General features: G+C 42.6%; 13 protein-coding genes and 1 riboswitch. Of the genes, 2 read left to right on the top strand and 11 right to left on the bottom strand.

Annotated features, from left to right (window positions below; all coding sequences use genetic code 11):
* Window positions 1–89: 89 nt before the first annotated feature.
* The 11 genes from gap to BMX50_RS04730 all read right to left on the bottom strand — a co-directional run bounded on the left by gap (window position 90) and on the right by BMX50_RS04730 (window position 14,272).
* A complete protein-coding gene (gene gap / locus BMX50_RS04780; protein ID WP_091208323.1) occupies window positions 90–1,067 on the bottom strand; it encodes a type I glyceraldehyde-3-phosphate dehydrogenase in 978 nt (325 codons plus the stop codon).
* Window positions 1,068–1,187: 120 nt separating this feature from the next.
* Window positions 1,188–2,225, bottom strand: coding sequence for a GlxA family transcriptional regulator (locus BMX50_RS04775; RefSeq protein ID WP_091208321.1), 1,038 nt, complete (start codon window positions 2,223–2,225; stop codon window positions 1,188–1,190).
* 103 nt (window positions 2,226–2,328) lie between these two features.
* A complete protein-coding gene (gene thiD / locus BMX50_RS04770) occupies window positions 2,329–3,159 on the bottom strand; it encodes a bifunctional hydroxymethylpyrimidine kinase/phosphomethylpyrimidine kinase (RefSeq protein WP_091208318.1) in 831 nt (276 codons plus the stop codon).
* Window positions 3,160–3,168: 9 nt separating this feature from the next.
* Complete coding sequence (gene moeB / locus BMX50_RS04765) at window positions 3,169–4,230, bottom strand: HesA/MoeB/ThiF family protein (RefSeq protein ID WP_091208315.1); 1,062 nt, start codon at window positions 4,228–4,230, stop codon at window positions 3,169–3,171.
* 4 nt (window positions 4,231–4,234) lie between these two features.
* On the bottom strand, window positions 4,235–5,347 hold the full coding sequence (thiH, locus tag BMX50_RS04760) for a 2-iminoacetate synthase ThiH (protein ID WP_091208313.1): 1,113 nt from the start codon (window positions 5,345–5,347) through the stop codon (window positions 4,235–4,237).
* Window positions 5,340–6,107 carry a thiazole synthase gene (locus BMX50_RS04755; RefSeq protein WP_091208310.1) on the bottom strand — a complete coding sequence of 256 codons (768 nt, stop codon included), beginning with the start codon at window positions 6,105–6,107 and terminating at the stop codon, window positions 5,340–5,342. Before BMX50_RS04755 ends, thiH begins: the two co-directional genes overlap by 8 nt.
* 11 nt (window positions 6,108–6,118) lie before the next feature.
* Window positions 6,119–6,763, bottom strand: a complete 645-nt coding sequence (locus BMX50_RS04750; RefSeq protein WP_091208307.1) for a thiamine phosphate synthase — start codon at window positions 6,761–6,763, stop codon at window positions 6,119–6,121.
* A complete protein-coding gene (locus tag BMX50_RS04745) occupies window positions 6,760–7,368 on the bottom strand; it encodes a thiamine phosphate synthase (RefSeq protein ID WP_091208305.1) in 609 nt (202 codons plus the stop codon). Before BMX50_RS04745 ends, BMX50_RS04750 begins: the two co-directional genes overlap by 4 nt.
* On the bottom strand, window positions 7,368–9,251 hold the full coding sequence (thiC, locus tag BMX50_RS04740) for a phosphomethylpyrimidine synthase ThiC (protein ID WP_091208302.1): 1,884 nt from the start codon (window positions 9,249–9,251) through the stop codon (window positions 7,368–7,370). The genes BMX50_RS04745 and thiC overlap by 1 nt, the downstream gene beginning before the upstream one ends.
* A gap of 16 nt (window positions 9,252–9,267) precedes the next feature.
* Window positions 9,268–9,471: a sulfur carrier protein ThiS gene (gene thiS, locus BMX50_RS04735; protein WP_091208299.1), complete on the bottom strand. Its 204-nt coding sequence runs from the start codon at window positions 9,469–9,471 to the stop codon at window positions 9,268–9,270.
* Between the two features lie 65 nt (window positions 9,472–9,536).
* Window positions 9,537–9,628, bottom strand: a riboswitch (TPP riboswitch).
* 279 nt (window positions 9,629–9,907) lie between these two features.
* Window positions 9,908–14,272: a cache domain-containing protein gene (locus tag BMX50_RS04730; RefSeq protein ID WP_091208296.1), complete on the bottom strand. Its 4,365-nt coding sequence runs from the start codon at window positions 14,270–14,272 to the stop codon at window positions 9,908–9,910.
* A 330-nt stretch (window positions 14,273–14,602) separates the two neighbouring features.
* Here BMX50_RS04730 and BMX50_RS04725 point away from each other — a divergent pair, with 330 nt between their 5' ends.
* Window positions 14,603–16,234 (top strand): sensor histidine kinase, encoded by a 1,632-nt coding sequence (locus tag BMX50_RS04725; RefSeq protein WP_091208293.1) that lies wholly within the window; start codon window positions 14,603–14,605, stop codon window positions 16,232–16,234.
* Window positions 16,235–16,990: a LytR/AlgR family response regulator transcription factor gene (locus tag BMX50_RS04720; protein WP_244280850.1), complete on the top strand. Its 756-nt coding sequence runs from the start codon at window positions 16,235–16,237 to the stop codon at window positions 16,988–16,990.
* Window positions 16,991–17,021: the final 31 nt, after the last annotated feature.

Raw genomic sequence — 17,021 nt, 5'->3', positions numbered from 1 at the left:
CTGTCTCGAAATATTGCATTCGAGACGGCCTTTTCTATCAATTTAAGAATGATTTGCATAGGTAGATGGTTTGATCAACCAGCGAGAAGTTACAATTCGGCAATTAGTTCAGATATCCGGTTAGAAATCCCAACCTCGTTGTCATACCAGGCAACAACCTTGATCAGTTTTCCGATGGCTTTGGTCATTGTGCCGTCTACAATAGAAGAGTGCGGATTCCCTAATATATCAGAAGATACAAACGGTTCTTCAGTATATTGCATAATACCTTTAAGCGAACTTTCTGCATAGCGCTTTAATACTGCATTGATCTCTGCGGCGGTAACCTCCTTTTGCAGGTTGATAGAGAGATCAACAATTGAACCGTCAATTACCGGAACCCTGTATGAATAGCCATCCAGTTTCCCTTTAAGGTTCGGCAATACATCCCCAATTGCTTTAGCTGCACCAGTGGTTGTTGGAATAATATTATAGGCTGCGGCACGGGCACGGCGCAGGTCTCTATGAGGCGCATCCTGTAGGTTTTGATCGGCGGTGAAAGCATGTACAGTAACCATGTAGCCCGATTCGATGCCATACTCTTTGTCCAGGATATGCAATACAGGCGCAATGCTACCGGTTGTACAAGAGGCGGTTGAGTAAATCCGATCGCCCCCGATCAAATCGTTATTTACACCATGCACAATGGTTTTAACACCACCGGTTGCTGGAGCAGTAATCAAAACCTTTTTAGCGCCGGCCTTAAGATGGGATTCGGCAGATTTTTTGTCTGTAAATCTTCCGGTTGACTCGATGACTGCATCTATCTCTAATTCACTCCAGGGTAGTTTCTCCGGATCTTTTTCACTCAACAGTTTAATGCGCTTTGTACCAACAATAATATAATCACCATCCGCGCTTACCTCGCCTGGAAAGCGGCTGTGAGCAGTGTCATATTTTAATAAGTGTACGAGTGTACCAATATCTGTGAGGTCGTTGATGGCAACTACCTCTATATTTGTTTTGTCCTGTAAAGCACGCAGGGTCATTCTACCGATCCTGCCAAATCCATTAATGGCGATTTTCATATTATTAAAATTTATGTTGTTAAAAAAGTATAGGCATGAGTTATCTGTTACGCTGATTTCCTGGGAACTGCGTTTTCAATAAGTTGCTTTGAATAGTTATATAATGCCGGCCAATGTAGCTTATGGTGCGATCAGGCTTTCAATGCCAAAATCACGTAGCGATGTTCTGAAAGCCCGGCGATAATCAGATGGGGTTGTATTTAAATGCCTCAAAAAAATTCGGCGCATGGATACCAAACCACCCAAACCGCATGACTCTGCAATTCTTTCAAGAGGCATATCAGAATCTTCTAAACATTTCCGCGCAGCTTCAACCCGCAATTTTTCAACGAATTTAGCGGGTGGCATCCCTGTTTCGCGGTGGAACACGCGGGTAAAGTTACGGGTGCTCATATTCATTTGCTCAGCAATCTGGTTAACATCCATTTTTTCGTTCAGATGCCCGGCGATCCAATTCTGGGTTCTTTGGCCAATGTGCTCTCGTTCGTAAACAGGTAACAGACTGCCAAATTGCGACTGAAAACCCGGCCGGCTTAAATAGAAAACCAGTTTGCGAGCCACACTAACAGCGATATCCTTGTTGTAATCCTGTTCTACCAGGGCCAGTGCCAGGTCAATGCCAGATGAGACGCCGGCCGAAGTGTAAACATGGCCATCTCTGGTAAAAAACGGATTGGCATTAACTTCAATGTTCGGGTAGGTTTTACTTAGCCGCTCGCTCGATTGCCAATGTGTAGTTGCTTTTCGTCCGTTTAAGATCCCGGCTTTTGCTAAAACAAACGCACCGCCACAAATTGAGGCTATACGGCGTGTGTTATGTTCGTTTCGTGTAGCTAACCAAACATAAAATTCGGTTAAACCAGGCTGACTGGCTTCCCTGGAATCATTACCGGCTATGATCAGGGTATCAATGGGGTTTTGAATATCGGCTACACATAGTTCGCAATTTATGCTCATTCTGGCAGCGGTATCCAATTTTTTATCTGAAGTAGGAGCTACTACTTTAACGTCATAACCATCTAAAATATCGCAACTTTCGAGGTACCTGTCGGCATTGATAAATACGTCAGCAGGGCCAGAAAAATTAAGCAGCATGTTAGCCGTCATGGCTACAATGATGATTGACTTTTTATCCGGATGTCCATTGGCTTCTTCCATACCCAAATTTAGAGAAATTGTAAATTGTCTGAAAGGACATAAATTATACAATTTAGGCCATGGTGTAAAAGCATACTTTCCTGCCCCGCAGTTATATAGGCTTTCAGCAATCGAGTTTCGCCAGCTTACGAGGCTTAAAGAAATGATTCAGAGGTCCATACCCCTCGCCGGTTTTTACATTCTGACCTTCTTTGATGGCTATATTAACGTATACCCCGGCCGAAGCAATGGCTTCGGTTATAGAATGCCCTCGGGCTATATAAGCTGCGATAGCCGAAGCCAGCGTACAACCTGTTCCATGTGTATTTAATGATTTGATAAAAGGGTATGCAAAAGTTTCTCTTTTACCTTGCTGATCAGCATATACGTTATAGAGTTCAGAACCATCTAAGTGCCCGCCTTTTACAAGAACGCCCTGGCAACCTAAGTTTAATAATGTTTCTGCCGCCTCTATCATATAGGTAATATTATCAATCTGTATACCAATTAGTCGAGTTGTTTCATTTAGATTGGGCGTAAGCAGAGTAACAACTGGAAAAAGTAGCTCCTTCATTGCAAGCAATGCCTCATTACTTGCCAGTTGTTTCCCGCTGCTTGAGCTTATAACAGGGTCGAGGATGATCGGTACCGGTTCGTAACTTTTTAAAGTATCAGCTACTACCCGCACAGTTTCGGCATTGGGCAGCATACCGATCTTGACTGCCGAAGGCCGGATATCGTCCATCACTGCACTGATCTGATTTTGTACCGTTGCCGGTGGAACAACATGAATATCAGTTACCCCCAAAGTATTTTGTGCGGTGATAGCAGTAATAGCGGATGTGCCATAGCAGCCCAGCGCAGCAAATGTCTTCAGATCGGCCTGAATACCCGCACCGCCGCCGCTATCGGAGCCGGCAATGGTTAATACCGAACAATATTGATAATACTGCATAATCGCGTTTTAAAAATTAAAAGCGTTAATACCCCCTTTTAAACTGAAGGCCGCTCTGCCCGAAGAAGACCGGGTTTGCTGAGCAGCAATCTTACTGCGTTGCCCGGTCTGGCAAATAAATACCAGCTTTTTACCGGATGGAAAGCTATTAATGTGTTCTTCCAGCTCATAAAGCGGGATGTTTATTCCGCCGATATTTTCATCGTCAAATTCATAATCTTCACGCACATCAACCAGGTAAATTTCGTCGGGTGTTTCCTCCATCCATTGCTTAACAGTGTTGGCATCGATCTCGTTTATAACTTTATTGTTTTCAGTTGATTGAGATGCGTTGACCGGGAGTGATGGTGCTGCGGCAGATATTTTGAAAATACTGATGCTGTTATCAAGCGCATTTAAGGTTAACAGTTTACCCGATAATAACTCACCTATGCCGCATATTAATTTAATAGCTTCGTTGGCCATATAGGTGCCTATTATGCCGGGTAGCACACCAATAACGCCAATTTCGGCGCAGTTGGGCACTTCGTTCTCGGGCGGTGCTTCCGGAAATATGTCACGATAGTTGGGGCCGCCCAGATGATTAAATACAGATACCTGTCCCTCAAATTTTAATATTGAGCCAAATATCAGTGGTTTGCCGAGGGTTGCGCAGGTATCATTTACCAGGTAGCGGGTGGCGAAATTATCAGAACCATCTATCACCACATCAAAATTGCTTATCAATTGCTGCGCATTGGCAACGGCAATCCTTTGGGTATAAGTTATCAGCTCCACAAAGGGGTTAAGCTGATTTAGTTTTTGTTTAGCTATCAAAGCCTTCGGCTGGCCAACATCGGCGGCAGAATATAATATTTGCCGGTGCAGGTTGCTGATATCAACCACATCATCATCCACAATACCAATAGTGCCTACACCAGCTGCTACCAGGTACTGCAAAACCGGGCAGCCTAAACCGCCGGCACCTACCATTAGCACACGGGCAGCTTTTAGTTTTTCCTGCCCGGGCTTGCCCAGTTCGGGCAGGATCATTTGCCGGTTATACCGTTTCAGTTCTTCGCGCTCCAACATATGCTTAGGTTAAACAGCTATCCCAATCCTTCCAAACGGCTTCATAGCCCTGTTGGGCAATTATCTTCGCAATTTCGGCGGGACTGCGTTCGTCTGAGATTTCGAATTGCTCCAATGATTCAGGCTCTACAGCATACCCGCCCGGATTGGTTTTCGACCCCGCGCTTATAGATGTAATACCCAGCTTAATGATATTATTGCGAAAGTTGGCAGATTCGCGGGTGGATATCGAGAGCTCAACCTCTTCGTTAAACAAACGGTAGGCGCATATCAGTTGTACCAACTCGCGGTCATTCATTTCAACCTTTGGCTCAAGCCCGCCGCTAAAGGGCCTCAACCGAGGGAACGAAAGGCTGTATTTGGTTTGCCAGTATTTTTTTTCGAGGTAGTTAAGGTGCATCGCAGTAAAAAAACAATCGGTACGCCAGTCTTCCAAACCTATTAACACGCCCAGTCCCATTTTATGAATTCCGGCCTGCCCCAACCTGTCGGGTGTTTCAACCCGGTATTTAAAATTTGATTTTTTGCCCTTGGGGTGATGCTTTTTGTAATCTTCTTTATGATAGGTCTCCTGGTAAACCAGCACAGTATTAAGGCCGTAAGGCGTAAGCTGCTGGTAATCTTCAAGGTCCATTGGTTGTACCTCCATAGAGATATGTGCAAAATGCGGCCTTATCAATTCGAGCACTTTTTTAAAATAGTCAACATGCACGTTAACGTTGTCCTCGCCCGTTACCAATAACACATGCTCGTAGCCCATCTCCTTGATAACAGCCACCTCCTGCATAATTTCCATAGGCGAAAGCGTTTTGCGTTTCACCTTGTTATCATAGCTGAAACCGCAATAGGTGCAAATGTTGCTGCATTCGTTAGATAGATACAGAGGTACATACATTTGTAGCACCTTGCCGAATCGTTTTAAGGTTAAACGCTGACTAATCTGCGCCATTTGCTCAAGGTAGGGCGCTGCTGCAGGTGATACCAGGGCTTTAAAATCCTCCAATGTTCTTTTATCGGCGGCAAGGGCGCGCTCCACATCTGCACTGGTTTTAGCATAGATGCTGGCCTTGGTATCGTCCCAGTTATAGGTTTCAAAAATGTCGTTAAAACTACTCATCTAAAAATGAAGTTAGTGGACTACTTGCCATTGCATGTGATACCGGCTGCGCTAATTTTGCTTCAAAAGCCATGCGGCCGGCTTCAACGGCCAGTTTAAACGCCTCGGCCATTTGCACAGGATTACCTGATACCGCTATCGCGGTATTTACCAGTACCGCGTCGGCGCCTATCTCAAGCGCTTTGGCAGCATCCGACGGAGCGCCTATGCCCGCATCAACAATAACGGGTACACTGCTTTGGCTGATGATGATCTCTAAAAAATCGATGGTTTTAAGTCCTTTATTACTGCCAATGGGCGAACCTAAAGGCATCACAGCCGCGGTACCCGCATCCTCAAGCCTTTTACACAAGACAGGGTCGGCATGGATGTAGGGTAAAACCACAAAACCAAGTTTCGCCAGTTCTTCGGTAGCTTTCAGGGTTTCTATCGGGTCGGGCATCAGGTATTTGGGATCAGGATGTATTTCCAGTTTAATCCAGTTGGTTTCGAGTGCTTCCCGGGCAAGTTGGGCTGCAAACACAGCCTCTTTGGCATTACGTACGCCTGAAGTATTGGGCAGCAGATTGATGTGCGGGTATTTTAAGCGCAGCAGCAAATCGTCGTTGTCGTTGTGCTTTACATCAACACGCTTCAGGGCAACGGTTACCAGTTCGGAGCCCGAGGCCAGTAAAGCCTCCTCCATCATGGCAGGCGAATTAAATTTGCCGGTACCCGTAAATAAGCGCGACTGAAAAGTTTTATCGGCGATGGTTAACATAGGCGTTATTTTTAAGCTTCGTTTAGCGAAGGTTGATTTAAATGATGGTATAATTCCGAAACTATTTGTCTGGCATCGGCAGCATGGGTGATGGCGCCGGATAGCGCAACACCATGTACGCCGGTTGACATGATCAGCGGTATATCGGCCGGCACAATGCCACCGATCGCAATTACCGGGATAGCCATATTGGCAAGACGCATCTGAGCAACGATATCCCAATAACCCCGCAAGCCCAAAATAGGGCTAAGCTTTTGTTTGGTAGTTGTAAAACGATAGGGGCCAAGGCCGATATAATCGGCCCCCTCGATTACGCGCTGTTGTATATGTGCAAACGTATTAGCTGTGCCGCCGATAATCATACCCGGACCGACAATCTGGCGAGCTTGTGGTATGGACATATCCTGCAAACCAAGGTGCAGGCCGTGCGCGCCAGCTTTTAAAGCAATTTCAGGGTGGTCGTTTACTATTAATTTGGCGCCATACTCATTGCAAAGCTTAACCGCTTCGATAGCGTATTGCAGAATGACATCTTCGGGCTGATCTTTAACCCTCAACTGTATCCATTTACAACCCGCATCCAAAGCCGCTTTGATAGCGCTAAGGTGTGTGCCGTTTTGTGGCTGCTGAGAGATATAATGTAATTTATCGATCATGAATTTAATTGTTCGGTTACTTTTTTAATGTTGATAAAATTTGAAACGGCTTGTTCCGGATCTTGCCAGATAGAACCCAATACTGCGGCTCCGTCGAAATTCATTTCTTTTACCTGCTCGAGATTGGACTCATCTATTCCGCCGAGGGCGAACACTTTTGGCAGGGGCATACTTTTGTCCAAACAGAAATCTGCGGGCAAGATGCTTCGATAGCCGGGCTTGGATATGCTACTAAATACCGGGCTTAAAAATGTATAATCAAAATGCTGTAACATGGGCATGGCGCTAACATCATGTATTGAAGTACTTAACCGATAACCTTCGTTGACCATAGCGAGCAACTCAGATTGGTCGGTTTTGATGCGGTCATTTTCAGTGAAGTGCAGATAGTTCATTCCAAATACTTTGACCAGTCGATGATGCTGATGACAAACGATGGCATGATGATACGACCGATCAATTTGTGCAAGCAGATCGATACACCGGCCGATATTCCAACCCGGCTTGCGCAGATGAAAGCGTCGTAAACCGGCCCCAAACAGGCGGTTGATGATTGGTGCCTCATTTGCCACCACATCAGGGGCCGATATCACGATCAGTTCCATTACAGATATATTTCGCTGCCTTTTTCGGCAAACTCTTTTGATTTTTGTTCCATACCCCTGGTCAGCGCGTCGACTTCTTCAATGCCGTTCTCTTTGGCAAAATCACGCACATCCTGTGTTATTTTCATCGAGCAGAAGTTCGGCCCGCACATCGAGCAAAAGTGCGCGATTTTGGCGCCCTCGGCAGGTAAAGTTTCATCATGAAACTCTTTTGCCGTATCCGGATCTAACGATAGGTTAAACTGATCTTCCCACCTGAACTCGAACCTGGCTTTGCTCAAAGCATTATCGCGGTATTGCGCACCGGGATGACCTTTGGCTAAGTCGGCGGCATGGGCAGCAATTTTGTAGGTGATGACGCCGTCCTTAACATCTTTTTTGTTGGGCAGGCCCAGGTGCTCTTTCGGGGTTACATAACACAACATAGCGGTGCCGAACCAGCCGATCATGGCTGCACCAATAGCCGATGTAATGTGATCATAACCAGGGGCTATGTCTGTTGTTAATGGCCCTAAAGTGTAAAAAGGAGCTTCCGAACAATGTTTCAGTTGTTTCTCCATGTTCTCTTTAATGAGATGCATTGGCACGTGGCCAGGGCCTTCAATAATGGTCTGAACATCGTGCTTCCAGGCTATTTTGGTCAGCTCGCCCAAGGTTTCCAGCTCGCCAAACTGTGCTGCATCGTTGGCATCGGCAATACAGCCGGGACGCAAACCATCGCCCAGTGAAAAAGCAACATCGTAAGCTTTCATGATCTCGCATATCTCTTCAAAGTGCGTATACAGGAAATTTTCTTTATGATGCGCCAGGCACCATTTAGCCATGATAGAGCCTCCGCGCGATACAATACCGGTAATACGCTTGGCAGTTAAGGGTACATAGCGCAGCAAAACGCCTGCATGAATGGTGAAATAGTCAACACCCTGCTCGGCCTGCTCTATCAGCGTATCCCGGAACAACTCCCAGGTCAGGTCTTCGGCTTTGCCGTTCACTTTTTCAAGTGCCTGGTAAATAGGCACTGTGCCTATCGGCACAGGTGTATTGCGGATGATCCATTCGCGGGTTTCGTGGATGTTTTTGCCGGTTGAGAGGTCCATAATGGTATCGGCACCCCAACGGCATGCCCAAACAGCTTTTTCCACTTCTTCCTCTATACTTGAGGTAACTGCCGAATTGCCAATGTTGGCATTGATCTTAACCAAAAAATTACGCCCGATGATCATGGGCTCGCTTTCAGGGTGGTTAATGTTTGATGGAACAACTGCGCGACCAGCGGCAACTTCTTGCCTTACAAATTCGGGAGTAATGTAGCCTTTGGGCGTATTGGCGCCAAAGCTGTGGCCCTGGTGTTGCTGGCTCATTACATCATATTGCCCGTTCAATTGTTCTTTCAACAGATCGATACGTTGGTTTTCGCGTATGGCGATATATTCCATTTCTGGCGTGATGATACCCTTTTTAGCGTAGTGCAATTGCGATACATTCATGCCCGCTTTGGCGCGCAGCGGTTTGCTGTGGTAAGCAAAACGTAAGTGGTCCAAACCAGCATCGTGTAAACGTTCGCGGCCATATGCTGATGATATACCGTCCAATTGGTCAACATCGCCACGCAAGGTGATCCATTCTTCGCGCAGACGGGGCAATCCCTTTTTAACGTCGATTTGCTGGTTAGGGTCGGTATAAGGGCCGCTGGTATCATAAACTGTTACCGGGGCATTGGGCTCGGTTTCACCAAAGCGGCCATGTAGTTTGGTGTCGCTCAGACTTATTTCACGCATGGCTACGTTGATATCATGCAACTGCCCCTTAACGTATATTTTTCGCGATGCCGGAAACGGCGTTTGGGTGATTGCTTGTGCTGTAGGTGTTTTTTCTGTTTTCATAAAGGCTATTTGTTGTTTATCCTCCCTGGGTGGCTTTGATGATGATGATTTTATCGCCCGCGTTGAGTGTGCAGTTTTCCCATTGGGTTTTGGGAACAATAGCTTCGTTGATAGCAATAGCAAGCCCCTGGTGCGGGTGCTGCAAAACATCAACGAGCAAAGCCTGCACATTGCAGTTATCAGGCACAATAAAACGTTGTTGATTAACGGTTACTTCCATTACGTTGCATTAAAAATTTCAACAATAGGAATGTACCCGTACAAGGAAAGAAAAACAACACGAATAGCGTTGTCGTCACTTTTCCCTTCGCCAGCATTACCCGGATCAGGTTCAAAGGGTATTATCTCAGTCCGTCAGGACACCCCTAAAGTTGCCATAAAGGTAAAGTAATTAAATATTAAGATGCAAATCATTTATCAACTCATATTAACATAAATGACTGGGACGAGCAATAAAACGCCAAATCATAAAAAGATGCCTGTTAAGTAAGGAGTATGTTTTATAGGGTGTTATATTTTGGTAATCAGATAGATATACGGCGTTTTATTGCGGCGGATACTTACAGGTAATTAAATTGATGTTTTGAAAGATCCTGTTTCAAATCTTCAATTCCGGCAGGCTAAGATTATATGTCTATATTCCTCAGTATTGACGCTTACGCAGTTTTTTGGGTATTACCACTACTGCCAAGTAATGAGATAATCTTTAAAACTGCAGGTATACCTGCACCAAGTGCCGTAATATAAGTTAGTATTTGTGAATACGCTTCCTGCTGCGATACAATCAAGAAAATCAATATACCTACTATAGACAGACTTAAAGGGACTTTTAAACTGCTCCAGTTACCCGTATCCTTTACCTGGGCCTTAATGCGTTCCACTTCGCTGTTGCCAATAGCCGTAAGTATGTAATTGCGGAAACCTTTATTAAATAATTTTAGTGTTCCCTGGTCTCGGGTGATGAGGCCCTTGTATATCAACAAGCTCAGGTTATAATCGTCATAGGGGTTCACCAATCCATCTTCTGCTAAATCATAAAGCAACACTTTCTCTTCTTTAGTAAGCGACTGCCATATGTAAGTATAAAAATAATGCGAGCTAATCTGCATTTTAAAAATCAAGGTATCACTGGCTATACCAATACCTTCGTCATTTAACAATGGCAAAGTGCTCATTGCTTTTTCCTTCATATCATTTAAGTAATGGGTATAACGTGTTTCTTCTATTATACTATTCTTTAGGTTGTTGATATTGCGGGGTAAGTTTGGCTCAAGGCGTATTGATCTTAAACTTATACGGCGCGCATAATGCAACCGCCATAATGTTTCTGTAGCCCTGCAAGGTATCCGCATAACAGGGTTTTCCTTTTTCTTTCGCATTCGGCCGCCTATCCCAAATAAAGGTTGGATGATTATTCGGAAATGCCCTAAAAGTACATGCCATCTTTCGAGCTCGCTTTCAGATACATTGCCGCTATGTTTTGTTGAATCAGTTGCATTGCCGCCGGCAGGGGCGGTATTACCCTGTTTATCTGCGTTGTTTTTTCGTTGTTCTTCGGTAAACGAATCAAGAAAAGTAAGCGGGTGAACCGTTGATATGATCATGATTTTGCTTTTTCCCTGCAGCATCAGTGATTCCAGGAAATTAAGCTTTATACTATTGGTTTGCGAGTCTTTGATATTATATTCAAAGTGGTTTATGATAACAAGCTTGTTGCTTTTTTTTAGCGCATCGGCTTTGCACTTTTTCCAGTCCTCATCGGTATCTCCCGAATCAGTTGGGATCCTGATCATATCAGCAATAAATACATTATCAGTTGGCAATACACCATCGCTGTACAATAATGGCTTTCCGTATTTGTCTTTGAATAATCTGTTTTTTATTTTATTTTTTATATTCTTTAATTTACCTGAACCCGGCGGCCCTACTATCAACAGCAGCGAGTTAAGTTTGTCATCAAGTAACAATTGCTCGTCCATCTCTCTCCACCCATCCTGAAGTGGCAATCCAAGCGCAAATAATTTTCTGATAACATTGTGGAGCATGAAAAAAAAGCCAATAATCAGTAGTATCAACACAAGTACCGGCAAAAAATAGCTCAAATGGGATATGGCGCCAATAGAAGGATGGTATCCTAAGTTTAGTGAGCTAAGCTCGAGAAAACTTGTTGTATCAAGCTTGTATATTGTGTGCGTAGATGTATCATTGGTATTTGTAAGTTTATTAAAAAAAGCATCAGAGTCAACTGATGCATAAATCATGTTGTTACTTTTTATTTCGATATCTTTTGTATGTAATTTAAAGGCGTTTAATAGCTGTGCGGTCAAAAAATCTTCTTTAACATATTTGCCCCCGGCCTTTATGCTATCAAGTTTCTTTTTCCGAGAGATAACGTCATGACAATGGATAAACGAGCTGTCGATGTATACTCCTGGCGGAAATTTTGGGTTTTTAAGCGTGTCTTTTGTTACTTTTTGAATTAAATCCTTAGCAAAATGTAAATGTTTATAACGGGTTTCTAAATTCTGTTCATAGTTGGACGAATAGATGAAAAAGAAAGCTACCGGAATACCACTTGTGATTATTAGACGGGTAGTGGCCATAAAGGCGAAACTATGTGTATAGGTCCAGAAGGATGTTTTGATCTTTTTACATCTCTCAATTTTAAGTAACAGTTTAGGTTGATGCAGCTGTATTTTATTCACTATCCAATTGCTCACGGGCCGGATATATATTACAGCAATAACGATAAAGCCAAATACAATTAATATCGACTCATATAAATACAGCTTAATTAAGTTACCAATTGAAAGGGTTTCAAATGCTGCAATATCTATTAGTAAAACAAATATCGAAAGCCATAAAATGGCATATATTTTAAAATGAAAATTGTAACTTTTATTTCTCTTGTAATCAATAGCAAACAGAATATTAGGGAAAATGCCTATAAAAGCAATCGAAAAAAGGATTATGTATAAGGATTTCATGAACGAGTTTTGATCGATACCCAACAGCATACAAATGATGATGATCAGGTTAACAATGATGATCAGGTTGTACTGGTGATGAAAACATCGTTTGGGCCCAACCCATGATGTTTCAAAAAGTTGCTTTTTAAAAAACGACCGCTTGGCGGATACAAAAAATACAATGGTGAATTGTGTGATAAGGAAAATTAACAGCAAAGTAAGCATAGCAATTGTAAAGGCATATGCCTGCATGTCGCGGTTGTCATTATATTCCTGATTTTCAAATATTACTACAAAATAAGGGAGGCCGTTTACCGGTTTTATTTTAATATTTAGCTCTTTACCATAATAGTTAGCAGTAAAGCCGGTATCTGACTTTGCTTCAAGGCAACTTATTAGTTTGGTACTATCAGCAAACTCATTTTTTAAGTTCTCGTTTAGGTTTCTGTTGGCCAAACTGTGATAAAGCACCTTACCTGTGTTATTAATAACGGCAAACTGATACCCATCGGGCATTACAACGTGATCTAAACTTCGCATGGTAAATGTCATGGCCACTACAGCGGCCGGCGGACAGAGTTTTGATTTAGAGTTTATCGCTAATACCGATCTGAAGGTTTCATTGGTAACCGAATAGATTTGATCAAGATAAAGTTCATGGCCGTTAAAGCTGTAAGTGTTTTTACTTTTAACTTTTTTAAAATAATCGCGCCAGCCTAAATAGCTTCGGGGAGTAAACGCGCTATCTGCGCTCCAGTTTAAAAGTTCTCTGCCGGTCGAGTCGATCCAGAAAGCTTCTTCTAATAAAGCTGTATGCTTAACTATGCCGTTTAATCTATCTCGTTCGGCTTTATAAGTGGAATCCTGCAAAAGTAATGTCCTGAACTTTAAGTTGGGTTTGCCAAGGTTGGCGATATCATCCGAATAACATTCTGACTGTAAATCAAGACTTTTAAGTGTTTGATAAGATGCTTCCAGTTCATCAGTTAGTGCATTAGAGACATTGTTGGCAAGAGATTTAGAAGAAGCCGAGATTTTACCATAGGTATTTGTGAAAAATATAAAATACATGAACACAAAAAACACCAGCGACATCATCAGGATTGACACCAGTACCGATCCTATGCCATCAGTGGCGGTAAGTTTGTCCTTATTGCCTGTATGGTAGAGTTTTATCCAGGGCAATGATATAATGGTGCCGGTGGCGAAGGTCAAAAGCAAAAGCGCAACAATAAGTGGTAGTCGTTTTCTTTCCTGTTCGTAACTTTTGGCCGATACCAAACCAACCACAATCAGCTGATTTTTACCATCAAGGTTAATCGGATGCGAAAAGGCCCTGTAATCTTTTCCGCCGATGTTTATTTTACGTAATCCGGGACTGCTAACCTTGTTTTTAAAAGTTAGCAATGAATCTTTTGATTCATAACTTAAACCGGAAGGGAAGGTTTCGTAGATGATATTATCATGGATTTTATTTTCTTCAGAAGCGCTGCTGCTTTCAAAAACTATATAGTTCTCAAAAAAATCCGGCACCAGCAGTGGTTTAATAAGATGATCAAAATCATACTTGATACCTATCGTTAACTTTAAGATGTTGCTTTTTTTTGAGGTATCCTGGCCATCGCTTAAATCTATTGCTTTGGTTAGAAACACGATTAGCTGCTTTTCAGTTATGCTTGTGTTGATGTTAACCAAACTATCTTTCCATTTAATTTTACTTGCCGGAATTTTTGCGCGAATCTGTGCCCCGGTAAGCCGGCTTTCTATAGGTAGTAATGTGAAATTTGTTTTAGGATAATTGCTCAAATAATCCTGCAGCTGGTCATCAACAGGAAAAGTTTTTAAAAAATTATTCAGCATCCATGTGCTGTTCACAATTTTTGAATGGATGTTATTATCGATTTTTTGGAGGCAGTAAAACCGTCGTTCCTGTACTACCTTTTCGTTTGCAGGCACGTATACATAAAAGTAACTCACTCCCAACGTGATCAGCGTAAGGAAAGTGACAATTGCAACTACCTGGTTTTTACCAATCACAGGAAATTTGAACATAATTTAGGCTTTTAAGAAAATTTTGTCGAACCAGAGCTAAACCAGATAGTGTCAGTATAGATATTAGGTATATATAGTTAAGGATGTCGGAAGTTGTATCAGTGTCTTGGTAATGAGTGTTTTATAAAATTAATCGGCACTATTGGGTAATGCAAGCGTGTTTTTACGTTTTTTTATATCGGTTTTTACGTTTATGATTGTTTATCAGGTGTTATACCAATAAATTCAGGTAGAAAGAGGTCTGATTCCGGCTGTTACACGCCGTTTACTAACTGATGGTTTTATAAACTATATATTAGTTGCAGGTTTGAGCAAATTAAACCTAATAAAATGAAAAAAATCAGCCTCATCTTATTGCTTCTGACAACCATTACCATTACGCTCAGGGCACAAAAACAGCCGGTCGATCTTTCTGTCGACCCATCAGGCAAAGCCCTTTTTTATTCAGCATCTACATTAGGCGCGGGATTTGGAATTTTTATCACGATTGATAAGCAGACAAAATGGATAGAGTACCATAACATGGTCGCTAGTCAACCCTTTAACAATTATGTGTTTTTAAAAGGAACAAAGTATGTTGAGCTGTTCGGAATTATTGCTAAAGACAGCCTCTCTTTTTATCGCTACAACATTATTGAAGACGATAATCACATTTTGGCGGCCGATGCGACGCCAGTTATCTCGGGCCGACCACCGTTGTTGTCAAATGACAGAGTAGAGGTAAGCTTAGGGAAATTTGATATATCGAACAAAAAATTAACTGTTGAAACCTATAATATCAAATCGCGCACCAGGGTTGGAATGACCACCATTTACAATAAGGAAATTTTACCTGCGAAGATTTTAATTGTGGCACGCCAGGTGACAGGCAAAAAAGGCGATGCTGTCATGTTCGAACAGCGGCCGGAAGGATTTAAGTTTAAGATTCACGAAACTTATACAGTTACAGGATTGGATTTTGTGATCAAGTCGACTGACATTTCTTTTGTTTATCATGTCTACTTGAAAAACCTGGCAACAGGGGAAACAACTTTAGTATCCAATAACTGGCGGTATGATTACTTTATAGGCGGATACGCGCAGGGGGCTTTGCCGTTTGTTACCGTTAATTCCTCCTTTTTCAAAATACCCGGCGATTACGAGTTACAAATAGTACCCAAACTTCCCGGTGGATTCCATATTAAATCTTTCCCCGATAAAACCACCACTTTCCGTTTTACGGTACTGCCATCTGGCAGTGTTTTTCAGAAAGAAACGGTGGTTAAGTTGATTATTGCAATAATAACAGCTATCGCGTTCCTTGTATTGACAGGCTATTACATTATCAGAATAAGAAATAAAAGAAAACTTGCCGAGCAGAAACGGCAAAAAGATATTGCTCAGCTACAACTCGAAGCAGTGCGCTCACAACTAAATCCCCATTTTCTGTTCAATGCACTGTCGGGCATTCAAAACCTTATGAACAAGGCTGAAATTGACCAGGCCAATCGATACCTTTCCAAATTTGCGAGGCTAACCAGGAACGTATTAAACAATAGTGCCCAGATCGACCTTGATAAGGAAGAGCAAATGCTCAACGATTACCTGCAAATGGAACAATTGCGTTTCCCCTTTATTTATGAAATAATAGCAGATCCGGTCCTGATTACAATGAACATCCAGATTCCGTCCATGCTGCTTCAGCCATTTGTTGAAAATGCAGTGAAACACGGCCTTACTAATACGGAAGCCTCCAGAATCAACATTAGCTTTGCCAGAAATGAAAGTGACGTAGTGCTTAGTATTACAGATAACGGCAAAGGTTTTGACACCAGCAAAGAAAGTAATGGTTTGGGATTGCAGCTAAGCAGGAAGCGTATAACTTTGCTTAACGAAATCTATAAAGAATCACCGGTAAACCTTGAAATACACTCAGGCTCGGAAGGTACAACGGTACGCATAACTTTAACCCACTGGTTATAAATGATACGAACAATATTAGTGGATGATGAAGTATCCAATATCGAAAACCTGCACTTGTTGCTTTCAAGGCATTGCCCGCAGGTCCAGGTCATCGGCACCGCTCTGAACAACGCTGCTGCCGTGCAATTGATAGAGCAATATCAGCCCAATCTCGTTTTTCTGGATATACAATTGAATGGAGAAACAGGATTGCAGCTGTTAAGCATGGTGAACAGCCGGTCATTCGAGGTGATATTTGTAACTGCTTATGATCAATACGGCATACAGGCGGTAAAACTCGCCGCTCTTGACTATCTGTTAAAGCCTGTTGACATTGATGAATTGGTAGCCGCTGTTGCCAAAGCAGAATTGAAATTTAAGGAACGGAAAAACAATCTGCAACTGGATTTTTTGATAGAATGCCTTAGAAAAGATCAAAAATGCGCCGCCAAAATAGCGTTGCAGCAGCAAAGCGAGACCAGGTATGTGCCGCTAACGGATATCATACGCTGCCAGGCAGATAATACTTACACTTTTTTCTATCTGGAAACAGGGGAGAGGTTGCTGGTATCCAAAGGTTTAAAAGAATATGCTGATATACTCCCCGGCGACAGTTTTTTAAGAACTCATCAAAGTCATCTGGTAAATAAACACTTTGTTAAAAGCTGGCTTAAGGAGGATGGCGGCGTATTGTTATTGACAAATGGCGATAAAATACCTGTGTCACGTCCTAACCGGGAGAAAATAAAATCAACGCTTGATAATCATTCAAGGTGATCAATTGATAAACAACTATACGGCAAAAATC

It is taken from the genome of Mucilaginibacter gossypiicola (assembly GCF_900110105.1).
Taxonomy (GTDB): Bacteria; Bacteroidota; Bacteroidia; order Sphingobacteriales; family Sphingobacteriaceae; genus Mucilaginibacter; species Mucilaginibacter gossypiicola.
This window is presented reverse-complemented; position numbering and strand designations above follow the sequence as displayed.

Excerpts from the sequence above, each read along its gene's own strand:
- thiS (WP_091208299.1), bottom strand. The coding sequence starts at position 9,471 with ATGGAAGTAACCGTTAATCAACAACGTTTTATTGTGCCTGATAACTGC.
- BMX50_RS04755 (WP_091208310.1), bottom strand. The coding sequence starts at position 6,107 with ATGTTAACCATCGCCGATAAAACTTTTCAGTCGCGCTTATTTACGGGT.
- BMX50_RS04725 (WP_091208293.1), top strand. The coding sequence starts at position 14,603 with ATGAAAAAAATCAGCCTCATCTTATTGCTTCTGACAACCATTACCATT.
- BMX50_RS04730 (WP_091208296.1), bottom strand. The coding sequence starts at position 14,272 with ATGTTCAAATTTCCTGTGATTGGTAAAAACCAGGTAGTTGCAATTGTC.
- BMX50_RS04750 (WP_091208307.1), bottom strand. The coding sequence starts at position 6,763 with ATGATCGATAAATTACATTATATCTCTCAGCAGCCACAAAACGGCACA.
- BMX50_RS04720 (WP_244280850.1), top strand. The coding sequence starts at position 16,235 with ATGATACGAACAATATTAGTGGATGATGAAGTATCCAATATCGAAAAC.
- gap (WP_091208323.1), bottom strand. The coding sequence starts at position 1,067 with ATGAAAATCGCCATTAATGGATTTGGCAGGATCGGTAGAATGACCCTG.
- BMX50_RS04745 (WP_091208305.1), bottom strand. The coding sequence starts at position 7,368 with ATGGAACTGATCGTGATATCGGCCCCTGATGTGGTGGCAAATGAGGCA.
- BMX50_RS04775 (WP_091208321.1), bottom strand. The coding sequence starts at position 2,225 with ATGGAAGAAGCCAATGGACATCCGGATAAAAAGTCAATCATCATTGTA.
- thiD (WP_091208318.1), bottom strand. The coding sequence starts at position 3,159 with ATGCAGTATTATCAATATTGTTCGGTATTAACCATTGCCGGCTCCGAT.
- thiC (WP_091208302.1), bottom strand. The coding sequence starts at position 9,251 with ATGAAAACAGAAAAAACACCTACAGCACAAGCAATCACCCAAACGCCG.
- thiH (WP_091208313.1), bottom strand. The coding sequence starts at position 5,347 with ATGAGTAGTTTTAACGACATTTTTGAAACCTATAACTGGGACGATACC.
- moeB (WP_091208315.1), bottom strand. The coding sequence starts at position 4,230 with ATGTTGGAGCGCGAAGAACTGAAACGGTATAACCGGCAAATGATCCTG.